The following is a 10,491-nucleotide window of genomic DNA, read 5'->3' on the forward strand; positions in this document are numbered from 1 at the left end:
CACCGAACTCCACGACGCCTTCGTCTCCCTCGCCTGCAGCCTCATCTGCTGGCGACGCCTCAACAAGCCCGACGCATGATCGTGTTACGAGCTCTAAGATCTGTGCCAGAACCAAGAACTGGCAACGGTCCTGGGGTGCTGACCGCTCCTGAACCCGCCCGCTCTGAAGCCGTGATCCACCCCGCTATGACCGACCCGATGGCCCGCCGCCTCACCGGCGAAGCCACCATCTCGTGGCGCGACGCGGTATAACCGGATGAAATACCAATTACGGGATGAAACATCGGGAGGAAGCGACCTCTGAGAGTGCTTGCCCCTGCCATCGCTCAAATGAAGTCGGAGGCGTGACCGTGCGCCCAGTGGCGGAAGGTGCGAGCTGGAGTGCCCGTTATGTGGTCGAGTGTGAGGTAGGCATCGTCCTCCGGGGCCCTCGTGTCATGGGGTTCATCCGTGATGCCTACGATGCCGTCGTAGCTTTCGAACCCGAACAGGAAGTCTGCGTTCGCGGCCGCGAAGCCCCCTTGGGCTCGGTAGAAGTCGCGGGCTTGTTCGGCGGAGACCTCATCGAGCGTGATCTGTTCTCCGATCGCTTCTGCGATCACTGCAACCTGTTCGCGTTTGGTGAGACTTTCCGGTCCAATGATCGTGTCGATCCGTCCGAGGCGGTGTGGGTCGAGCAGGTTGGCCAGGACGACGTCGGCAACGTCGGCCTCATGGATGGGATGCCCGATCTGATCAGGAAAGGGCTCCACAGCTCGGCGACTTAACTTGATCGATGGTCCCCATATGAGGAGTGAGTTTGTCGCGAACTCACCGGGACGCACGATGCTCCAATCCAGTCCTGAGTCCATGACGGCCTGCTCGACGACGGCGTTGTACGTCGTGTCGTAGCCGGCCGTTACGGCGGCGGAGGAGACCACAACCACGTGCTCGACGCCCGCCTGTTTTGCGCGAGAGACGACCGCCTCAACGGTCTCAGGGACCGCGATCAGGACGAGTTGCGCGGCACCGTCGAATGCGTGCCTCAGTGTGGACGGGTCGTCCAGGTCGCCGAAGACCACGTCCGCACCATCCGGGAGTGAGGCACGTTGCGGGTGTCGCGAGATTCCGCGCACCGTGTGACCGGCATCAAGCAGCCCTGCGACGACCGGGTGGCCGATCGTCCCAGTGGCCCCGGTGACAACAATGGGAGGGGGCTTCTTTAAGTGAGACATAGTTTCTGACTATAAGACGTCGACGTATCATGATGCATCCGAGAAGCGGCCGCAGTCCGGACATGCAGAGCCGGTCGCGCGGCCTCTCGCCGCCACCTCGACCGTCCCGAACGCGGCCGTAACCGCTTCGACATCCACCTTGTCGATACCGGCGAATACCAGTGAGTCCCAGAACGGTGCATCGGTCTGCATGACCAGCACCATCACCGTCCACAACCGACCGCAGCAGCGGCCGAAGAACACCTGAGGGAGCGTCAATTCTGATCGTCGGACGACAAGGCGTACGCGGTCTCACACGAACCCGACTCCTCGCACTCGAACATCGGGGTAGCGCTCCGCGACGACTCCCCAAGATCTGTGCCAGAACCCGCAACTCGGGCTCTGGCCCAACTTCTGTGGTCTGTGTCTTCTGCGGGTCACCGGTTGCGCAGCCGCCCGCCCGACCACGTGGCCGGGTCGCGGGCTAGAAGTAGCCGGCGCGCATGTGCTGCGTGAGGTTGTCGAGGATTTCGCGCAGCCACGGGCTGCGGATGTCCGGCAGCCGGACCAGGGTGTGCCGGAAGGTTTCCAGGTCCGCTCGGAACAGGTGGCGGGGGAGCGGCGCGGGCGGGTCGAAGTCGTCGCGGAGGACGCCGTCGGGGAGGACGCCGTCGGGGAGGACGCCCGACGTGGGGACGGGCAGGTCCGGCTCGGGGAAGGCCAGCCACAGCCACACCGCCAACGGCAGCGGCACCGGGTACGCCGCCGGGTCAGCCGGCGCCCAGACCTCCCCAGTCTGCGGATGGGTGGGCACAAGGAGGATGTCGGCCCCGTCGGGAGCCGGTCGTCCCGGTCCGGCCAGGACGGCGTGCCGCGTCGGCGGCCCTGCGGGCAGCATGGCGTCGAGTGCGCGCCGGAACACCTCCGCGGCCAAACCGTCCGGGACCATCACGGGCCGCCCCTCCGAGGCGGCCAGCAGGTGGGCGAGTGCCCGGCCAGCCGCCGCTTCCCACTGCGGGCTCCACGACCACCAGTGATTCGACCAGTGGCCCGCTCCCAGCCGCGATCCCCAGGTGGCGATCGGCTCGAACGGGGGTGTGCTTCTGCCTTGCGCGATCAGATCCGCCCAGGAAAGCGGTGAGGCGTCGGCGCCGTCGACGGGGCGGCGACGTACGGCGTTTGGGGCGAGCCACATGGCCTGCCAGAGTGAGCAGTCGTCGATCCGGCTCGCCACGGGCAGGGCACAGGCCACGCAGGCCACGTTGGGGCCGGCGGCCCCGTCGAGGCCGCAGCAGTAGCCGCGTCCGCGATTTTCCGGGATCAGTACGGTGCCGTGGGCGTCGCCGGGTGCGATGACGATCGCGCCGGCACACCGTCAGACAGGGCGTAGACCGGCGCGTATATACCGCGGGCGGCCGCCTCGTCCGGATGGATCTCCTCCCACTTCCGCCACGGCGGCCCCCAGGGCTCCGATTCCACGGCGAACGTGCCCGACTCCATGAGCACTGGGAGCTGGGCCCCATTGCCGTACTTCTGATGGGCGTGGACCGGCAGGGCGACCTGGGACAGCGGAGTCGTCAGCTCAGCGCCGCACTCTGCACACACGAAAACGAACAGATGTCCTCCATCTGGGAAACAGAGGCATCATCGCAGTCCGGCAACAGCAAGCCAACCGATTTCGGGCGGCCAACCTGTGGCAGGTCGGTGGCGTACACCCCGGGTGACGTACACCCCGGTGAGGTACCCGTGTCGAGAGCGCCGATCCCTTCGCCGGGCTGACCGCCGGCTGCCGGGCCGCCCGGGCGGGCCGCCGATATCCTGGGACCGAGATCGGGGGCTTTCCTCATCCGGAAGGCAGCACAATGCGGCGTCGATGCCTCATGCTCCTCGCAGCCCCGCTCCTCGCCTCCTCGGTGGCCCTCGCCCCCGCCCACGTGGCGCAGGCCGGAACCGCTGGGACGAGCGGGGTCAAGCAGGCGGTGAAGGTCACCAAAGTCGAAGTGGTCACCCTGCTGAAGCCGGGGGAGACCGTCGAGTGCAACGGCACTCCCGTGGCCATGGCCTTCGACGGAAAGATCACGGCGACCGGACCGGGCACGGTCCGCTACCACTGGACCGTGAACGCCAGCCCCGCCCGGGTCTCCCCGGGATCCTTCGCCTTCGGCGCGGGCACCTCCACCAAGGTCGTCCTTCAGGTCGTGGACATGCCGGCGCCCAGGAACGCCAAGGCGGTGACCGGGTACGTCACGCTCCACCTGCCGGACCAAAAGAAGAGCGTCCGCAGCGAGCAGGTGACGTTCCCCTGCAAGAAGTGAGCCCTGCTTCAGCAACAGCTTCGAAAGGCTCCGCCGGGACAAGACGGCAGGTGATACCTGGGTACGGCAGCGGCGCGGCCGCCAGCGAGTCCACCGGCAGGTCCGTCCGGGCCGACGGCGGTTTTGGACGATCCCGCCGCCGTGGCCAACACGCAGCGCGGCGGTGCTCAGGCGGTGTCGGCGCGTCGTTGGCTCGCTGGGCGCGCGCTGTTCCGTAGCTGTCGGCGCGTGGAGTGGCAGCCTCTCGCTCAAGTCCCGCCTGGCACGGTGTCGGCCCCCCCCGGTTCCCGGGGGCGTGTTCAGCGGGCCAGGTGCAGCCGGGTATGGAAGTACCCCGCCGACTCCTTCCCTGCCGGGTCTTCTCCGAACGCGGTGACGGTGGCCACCGCGCGCTCCTGCTCCCGGGGGTCGGTGAAGCGCCGCTGCGGCTGGGTGGTGGCGGCCCGCTCGATCGTGAGGCCGTACGACTCCAGGCAGCCGGAGATCGCCCCGTAGTCGTGGGTGCGCAGGACGAAGGCAGCCACCGGCACGGGGTGGCCGATGGCGGTGAACAGCCGGGTGAAGGTGCGCTCGGTGAGGAAGCTGGTGCCGCCGGTGACGATGATCAGGCCCGTCCCGGCCAGCGAGCCGCGCAGCCGCTCCCCCGGCTCGGTGCGCTCCAGGTCCACGCAGTGCCCCTCGTCGAGCAGCCCGACGGCCACGGCGTAGTCCAGGGCGGGGCGCGAGATGTCGATGCCGATGGCCCGCACGGCGTCGGGGCGGCGGCGGACCGCGTAGAAGTCACGGTCGAGGTCGGCGAGTTCGGCGGTGGTGAGTTCGGCCGTACGGGCCGAGGTGTAGCGCGCGAAGAGTTCGTCGAGGGTGACGTCGTGGTTGAGGAGGGCGGCGTTGATCCCGTAGGAGCAGCACACGTCGAGGATCGTACGCCGCCCCGGCCCGAGTCCGGCGGCAAGCGCGCGGAAGACCGGCTGGGCGTGGCCGGGGGTCTGGTACTCGTACGGCCCCAGGGCGGTGAAGTACCCGCGGGGGTCGGGGAGAGCGTAGACGTCGTCGAAGCTGGTCATGCCGACTGGGGTCATCGGGGTGCGCCTCCATGGCGATCGGCGGGAGCGGGGCGGGCCGGGTGCCCAGTCGTATCCGGCCACGCGCCGACGACGAAAGACCGCCGATCCGGCCACCCCACCGTCATGGCGGTGTGCGCGGCGGCCGTCGCCCTGTGGGCTGCCTTCGCCGTCCCCGTCGTACCGCCGCTGCCCCGCAAGCGGCAGACCGTGGCCGACCTAGCCCGCCGGCTGGCCGACCGGTCCTTCCTCGCACCGACCGCAGCCCTCGCCGCGGCCACCGCCGCGCTGTCCGTCGGCGTCGGCTTCCTGCCTGTCTCCGGCTCCTCGGCCGGACTCGGCACCGTGGCCACCGGCGCTGCCGTCTCCGTACTCGCCGCCACCGCCGCCGTGGTGCAGCCCCAAGCCGGTCGCGCCCTGGACGCGGGGCGCCTGACCACCCGTACCGGCCTGCTGACCGGACTGATCGTCACCGCCGCTGGACTCGCTGCCGCGATGCTGCCCGGCCTTGCCGGGGTCCTGCTGGCCGCCGCCCTCATCGGCACCGGTACCGGACTGATCACCCCGCTCGGCTGCGCCGCCCTCGCCGCATCAACCCCCGAGGAGCGCATGGGCCAGACCATGGGGACTGCCGAACTCGGCCGCGAACTCGGCGACGCAGGCGGCCCGCTGCTGGTCGCCGGCATCGCCACGGTCACCACGCTCGCCTACGGGTACGCGGCACTCGCGGTCCTGATCGCCGCCGGACCGGTGATCGCTTTCACGAGGCCGGGACGCAGGAGCTCGCAGCCAAGGTGAACTCCCCAAGGGACGTGGCACGCCCACCTGGACCCATGGCTGTCAGGAGTTGCGTGGGGTGACCAGGCCGGATTCGTAGGCGAAGACCACGAGCTGGGCGCGGTCGCGGGCGTGGAGTTTGGCCATGGCCCGGTTGACGTGGGTCTTCGCGGTCAGCGGGCTGATCACCATGCGGTCCGCGATCTCGTCGTTGGACAGGCCGTGCGCGACCAGGACAACGGCCTCGCGTTCGCGGCCGGTCAGCTCTTCCAGACCCGTACCGGTGCCGGGGGCGGTGGGGAGTGGCTGGGTGACGTACCGGTTGATCAGCTTGCGGGTGATGGACGGTGCCAGAAGGGCGTCGCCGCGCGCGGCGACGCGTACGGAGTGCAGGAAGTCCTCCGGCAGGATGTCCTTGACGAGGAATCCGGCGGCGCCGGCGCGCAGCGCGTCGAAGACGTATTCGTCCAGGCCGTAGTTGGTCAGGATGACGACGTGCACCCCGGCCAAAGCCGGATCGGCGGCGATGCGCCGGGTCGTCTCGATGCCGTCCATGACCGGCATCCGGATGTCGACGAGCGCGATCTCGGGCAGGTGCTCCTTGGCAAATTCCAGGGCGTCCCGCCCGTTGGCAGCCTCGGCCACGACTTCGATGTCGTCTTCGAGGTCGAGGAGCGCGCGGAATCCGCTGCGGATGAGCGGCTGGTCGTCGACCAGCAGGACACGGATCACGATGCCCGTCCCAGGGGGAGTTCGGCCTGGACGGTGAAGCCGCCCTCGCTGCGCGGTTCCGCCCGCAGGCGGCCGCCGAGCGCGGTGACGCGTTCGCGCATCCCGAGCAGCCCGACCCCCGGCACCGGGGCGGTGTCCGGGGTGGCCTTGCCGTCGTCGTCGATGCGTACCGCGAGGGCGTCCGGGCGGCAGTCGATCCGGACCGACGCCGTACGGGCATCCGCATGACGGGAGACGTTGGTGAGCGACTCCTGAACGATCCGGTAGACGGTTCGGCCCACCGTCACCGGCACGGCCTGCCGTTGCCCTTCGATCGTCAGCGTCGCGTCCAAGCCGATGCTGCGGGCCCCTTCCACCAGTTCCGGGAGGTGGTCGAGCCCGCGCGGAGGGGCCATGTCGTCGTCGCGGAGCGCCTCCAGGGTCGCGCGCAGTTCCCGGGTCGCCTCGCGGCCGGCCTGCTGGATTGCCAGCAGGGCTTCCGGTACCTGTTCACCCCGCTTGCGGGCCACGTGGACGGCGACCTCTGCCTGCACCTTGATGACCGAGATCTGGTGGGTCAGCGAATCGTGCAGCTCCCGCGCGATGCGCAGCCGCTCCTCGTCGGCTCGGCGCCGTGCGGTCTCCTCCCGGGTGCGCTCGGCCTCGTCCGCCCGCCGCTCGGCCTGCCGCAGCGCCTCACCGGCGGCGCCGGCCGCGATCAGCCAGGCGATCTCGAGGGCGCCGCGGGCCTGCGCGAACGCCTCACCCGTGTCGTGCAGGCCCGAGGCCAGGGCCGCGACGGGGAGGACGGCCAGCACGGCCACGCTCACCACCACTGTGATCGCGCGGTGTCCCGCCCTCATCGCCGCGTACACCGCGAAGAGGAACGCGACGGCCGCCACGTCGAAACCCGCCGCCTGGTAGCCCACCGCGCACAACCCGGTGACGACCAGCACCGCAACCGGGGCCCGGCGGCCTGCCGCCAGAGCCAGACCGCCGACAGCCAGCAGTGCGTAGCCGAGGAGGGCGAGGCCGGTGGCCGAGTGCTGCTCGGACAGCCCGGTGACCAGCAGGGCCGCCGCCACACCGACGGCGATCACCCAGTCCCTGACACCGACCCGGACCGCGAACCGTCCTTTGCCCATGTGCGCACCCTAGCCCGGCGCCCCCGAGGGCGAATCCCGCTCGCGGACGAGGGGCCGACTACCGCGAACGCAGTACATGTCCGGCGCCTGCCGCGCCCGCGGTAGCGCGAAGTGTCTGCGCCTGCGGGACGACCTGGGGCCCGTCCGCTCGACACGATCAGAAGACGTCGAGTCGCAGGAAGAGAAGGAGCACGCTCATGTCCATTCGTCGCTTATGCGCTGCCGCCGCAGCCTCCCTGATCGCGGGCCTGGGCCTTGCCGGACCAGCGGCGGCAAACACCTCGGTCCAGCCGGTCGCCGCCGGCGTCTACGACTTCAGCCTCGGGCGGCTCGGGGCCACGACAGGCGGGCTGGTGGCGCTGGCCGGCGTGGTCATCGCCGTGCTGGCGCTGATCCGCCCAGCCGTTCGCCTCGGCACGGCCAAGCGCTCGCGCACCGCGTCGGCCCAGTCGTGACCGGTCCCATCGTGACGCCTGTGCCCCGGATACGGGCATGGCCGATACAGCTGATGCGCGCCACCACGCTCCTCGTCCTTCTCGACACCCTGCTGCAGGCGGCCCTGGCGGGGATGTTCGTCACCGGCAACCTCGACCTGCTGGCCTGGCATGCGGCGAATGCCGAGGTGCTCATTGCACTGACCTTCATCCAGGCCGTGGCGGCTCTGCTGGTGTGGCGGCTGGGGCGCGGCCCCGCCTGGCCGACCGCCGCAGGTGCGCTTCTCGTCGTGCTGGTCGCCGCGCAGCAAGGGCTCGGCGAGGCCCGGATCCTGGCCGGTCACATGCCGCTGGGCATGGCCGTCTTCGGCTGTGCGACCGCCCTGACCTGCTGGGCGTTCGCGTACCGCCCGGCTGTGGCCGCTCCGGGGGTGGCCGAGTGAGCCCCCGGCGCGGACCCGTACTGAGCCGGAGGGCCCTGCTGGGGCTGGTGGGCGGCGCGGGGGCCGCTCTCACCCTGGGCGTCGCCGGGTACGCCCGCCTCGCCGGCGCCTCGACCGGACGCCTCCTGACCAGTGCCGCCCGGCTGCCCGAGCCGTTCACGCTCCCGCTCCCGGTGCCGCCCACCGCCCGGCCGACCAGTACCGAGCGGGGGACCGACTTCTACGAACTCGACCAGCGCGAAGGGCGGATCGAGATCCTGCCCGGCCTGAAGACCACTGTATGGGGCTACGACGGGATCTTCCCCGGCCCCACCTTCCATGCCCGTTCCGGACGTCGCACCGAGGTGCGGGTACGCAACGGCCTGACCGTGCCCACCGCCATGCACCTGCACGGCGGGGTGACTCCGCCCGACTCCGACGGCTATCCCACCGATCTGGTCCTGCCGGTCCAGTGCGCGCCCGGTCAGAGCCATGGGACACACGGCATGTCCATGGAGCCGGGAAACACCACCACGGCGTACCGCACCTACACGTACCCGCTGCCTCAGCCTGCTGCGACGCTCTGGTACCACGACCATCGCATGGACTTCAGCGCCCCGCAGGTCTGGCGCGGGCTGGCCGGGTTCTTCCTCGTGGGCGACGACGAGGAGGACCGGCTGCCGCTGCCCGACGGTGAACGCGACATCCCGCTGATGCTGTGCGACCGGGCCTTCGAGGCAGACGGCTCGTTCCGCTACCCGGCCCTCGACCCCACCTGCACGGGCCGTCCCGGCGTCGAGGCCGCGTACATGGACGGCGTACTCGGAGACGTCCAGCTCGTCAACGGCGCGCCGTGGCCCGAGCTGGAGGTATCCGGCACCCGCTACCGGCTGCGCTTCCTCAACGCCTCCAACGCCCGCCGCTACCAGCTGCGACTGGACACCGAGAACGGCGGCCACGCGCCGTTCGTCCAGATCGGCAGCGACGGCGGCCTGCTCGGTGCGCCGCAGCGGCTCAGCGTCCTCGACATGGCGCCCGCCGAACGCTTCGACGTCGTTGTCGACTTCTCCGCCCACCCCATCGGCAGCCGGATCACGCTGGTGAACACCGCGGCGGGCGGCCGTATGCGGCAGGTGATGCGCTTCCACATCGTCCGCCGGGAAAAGGACGACAGCCACGTCCCCGCCCGCCTGTCGGCCTTCGAGAAGCTCACCCCGACCAGCGCGATGCCGGTACGCGCCTTCGACTTCCGGCGCACGAACAGCAGCGACGAGCACGCGATGTGGACCATCAACCGCCGACCCTTCAGCACCACCGAGGCGCTGGCCACCCCACGGCTCGGCAGCGTCGAGCGCTGGCGGTTCAGCAGCGACTTCCATCACCCGGTCCACCTGCACCTGGCCCAGTTCCAGGTCATCGCCCGCGGCAACCGGCCACCGCTCGCAAGCGACGCCGGCTGGAAGGACACCGTCGACGTCCGCCCGTACGAAGTCGTCGAAGTCCTCGCCCGGTTCAGCGGGTACAAGGGCCGTTACATGCTGCACTGCCACAACCTGGAACACGAGGACATGGCGATGATGGCCAACTTCCAGGTCGTGTGAGCACCTACGCGCCGGCGGCGCTGACTCGGCCCGAATCTCTCCGTTCACGGGACCGGGTGCGGGCCCAGAGGCGGGATCCGACGTCGATGGTGATCAGGGTGAGGGCTGCGGCCGCTCCGAGTGCGAAGCCGGCCGTGACGTCGGTTGCCCAGTCGACGCCGAGGCAGACACGGCTGGCCGCGACCAGACCGGACAAGGCCACCGCGGCCACCCACCCCAGTGCCGCAACCGCGCGCGAGCGGATGACACGGGCCAGCACGTCCATGCCGGGACAACGCGGGGGAGCGTGGTGCGCCACAGCTTTCCGGCAGGCGGTCGCGGCCGCCCGCTCACCCCGTGCCGGGTCGGGGATCCACGCGGCTGGTCCGCCGCCCCGCCACTCGATCAGCAGCGGATCGTCCACGTGGACGCCGTCCGGGTCGGGCCCCGCGCGGCGGAGGAATTCGAGGAGGTCGCCGGGACCGAGGGCCCGGCCGAGGGTCTCGCCGTCGACGCGGACGCGGCGCCCGCCCTCGGCGGGTAGACGACCACGCGCAGCTCGGGGGCTCATCCCTCCACCCTGTCGGTGCCCCGGTCACTCCAGCACTCCGAGTGTGGTGTCGGGGCTGCAGTGGATGCAGGCGGGGATGCCTTCGGCCAGGAGCCGCCGTATTTGCTCGGGGCTGGCGGGGGCAGAGCCGGCCGACTACCTGTAGGCCGTCCGAGGGAGTAGCGGGGGGCGCGGGGGGGGCCCCCCCCCCCCCCCCCCCCGCCGCGGGGGGGGCCCCCCCCCCGGGGGGTTTTTTGCCGCGGGTGCGCGTCCGCGGCGTGGGGGGGTGGGCACCACAACACC

The 10,491-nt window shown here is 70.7% G+C and carries 10 protein-coding genes and 4 pseudogenes; 6 read left to right on the plus strand and 8 right to left on the minus strand.

Translation table 11 applies throughout. The annotated features are described in order from the left end of the window. Window positions 1-153 precede the first annotated feature (153 nt). Window positions 154-252 (plus strand): annotated as a pseudogene (locus tag ACFY04_RS43110) (IS5/IS1182 family transposase); the annotation flags it as partial. A gap of 74 nt (window positions 253-326) precedes the next feature. Here the strand turns inward: ACFY04_RS43110 and ACFY04_RS43115 are convergent. From ACFY04_RS43115 to ACFY04_RS43125, 3 genes and pseudogenes are all read right to left on the minus strand, one after another. After that, window positions 327-1,214: an SDR family oxidoreductase gene (locus ACFY04_RS43115; protein ID WP_389126493.1), complete on the minus strand. Its 888-nt coding sequence runs from the start codon at window positions 1,212-1,214 to the stop codon at window positions 327-329. A 27-nt stretch (window positions 1,215-1,241) separates the two neighbouring features. Further along, the gene (locus ACFY04_RS43120; RefSeq protein WP_389126495.1) at window positions 1,242-1,457 is read right to left on the minus strand and encodes a hypothetical protein; all 216 of its coding nucleotides are present in this window, start codon (window positions 1,455-1,457) and stop codon (window positions 1,242-1,244) included. Between the two features lie 220 nt (window positions 1,458-1,677). Then, a pseudogene (locus ACFY04_RS43125) lies at window positions 1,678-2,810 on the minus strand (hypothetical protein). A gap of 263 nt (window positions 2,811-3,073) precedes the next feature. Here ACFY04_RS43125 and ACFY04_RS43130 point away from each other — a divergent pair. Beyond that, the gene (locus tag ACFY04_RS43130; RefSeq protein WP_389126496.1) at window positions 3,074-3,508 is read left to right on the plus strand and encodes a hypothetical protein; all 435 of its coding nucleotides are present in this window, start codon (window positions 3,074-3,076) and stop codon (window positions 3,506-3,508) included. A gap of 299 nt (window positions 3,509-3,807) precedes the next feature. Here the strand turns inward: ACFY04_RS43130 and ACFY04_RS43135 are convergent, their stop codons facing one another. Next, window positions 3,808-4,587, minus strand: a complete 780-nt coding sequence (locus tag ACFY04_RS43135) for a hypothetical protein (protein ID WP_389126497.1) — start codon at window positions 4,585-4,587, stop codon at window positions 3,808-3,810. Between the two features lie 105 nt (window positions 4,588-4,692). Here ACFY04_RS43135 and ACFY04_RS43140 point away from each other — a divergent pair. After that, a pseudogene (locus ACFY04_RS43140) lies at window positions 4,693-5,367 on the plus strand (MFS transporter); the annotation flags it as partial. 42 nt (window positions 5,368-5,409) lie between these two features. Here the strand turns inward: ACFY04_RS43140 and ACFY04_RS43145 are convergent. Both ACFY04_RS43145 and ACFY04_RS43150 read right to left on the minus strand, forming a co-directional pair. Beyond that, a complete protein-coding gene (locus ACFY04_RS43145) occupies window positions 5,410-6,078 on the minus strand; it encodes a response regulator (RefSeq protein WP_389126499.1) in 669 nt (222 codons plus the stop codon). Beyond that, window positions 6,075-7,202 (minus strand): sensor histidine kinase, encoded by a 1,128-nt coding sequence (locus ACFY04_RS43150; RefSeq protein ID WP_389126501.1) that lies wholly within the window; start codon window positions 7,200-7,202, stop codon window positions 6,075-6,077. Before ACFY04_RS43150 ends, ACFY04_RS43145 begins: the two co-directional genes overlap by 4 nt. Before the next feature lie 197 nt (window positions 7,203-7,399). Between ACFY04_RS43150 and ACFY04_RS43155 the strand changes: the two genes are divergently transcribed. Genes ACFY04_RS43155 through ACFY04_RS43165 form a run of 3 tightly spaced genes read left to right on the plus strand, consistent with a single transcriptional unit; the run spans window position 7,400 to window position 9,659 of the window. After that, a complete protein-coding gene (locus ACFY04_RS43155; protein ID WP_389126502.1) occupies window positions 7,400-7,657 on the plus strand; it encodes a hypothetical protein in 258 nt (85 codons plus the stop codon). Between the two features lie 53 nt (window positions 7,658-7,710). Further along, window positions 7,711-8,079 carry a hypothetical protein gene (locus tag ACFY04_RS43160; RefSeq protein WP_389126503.1) on the plus strand — a complete coding sequence of 123 codons (369 nt, stop codon included), beginning with the start codon at window positions 7,711-7,713 and terminating at the stop codon, window positions 8,077-8,079. After that, window positions 8,076-9,659 (plus strand): multicopper oxidase family protein, encoded by a 1,584-nt coding sequence (locus ACFY04_RS43165; RefSeq protein WP_389126504.1) that lies wholly within the window; start codon window positions 8,076-8,078, stop codon window positions 9,657-9,659. The genes ACFY04_RS43160 and ACFY04_RS43165 overlap by 4 nt, the downstream gene beginning before the upstream one ends. 4 nt (window positions 9,660-9,663) lie before the next feature. On the opposite strand, the gene ACFY04_RS43170 is transcribed toward ACFY04_RS43165, so the two are convergent. Continuing rightward, window positions 9,664-10,209 (minus strand): phosphatase PAP2 family protein, encoded by a 546-nt coding sequence (locus tag ACFY04_RS43170; RefSeq protein ID WP_389126505.1) that lies wholly within the window; start codon window positions 10,207-10,209, stop codon window positions 9,664-9,666. A 24-nt stretch (window positions 10,210-10,233) separates the two neighbouring features. After that, window positions 10,234-10,326: pseudogene (locus ACFY04_RS43175) on the minus strand (DUF6233 domain-containing protein); the annotation flags it as partial. Window positions 10,327-10,491: the final 165 nt, after the last annotated feature.

It is taken from the genome of Streptomyces sp. NPDC001549 (genome assembly GCF_042894025.1).
Lineage (GTDB): Bacteria > Actinomycetota > Actinomycetes > Streptomycetales > Streptomycetaceae > Streptomyces > Streptomyces kutzneri.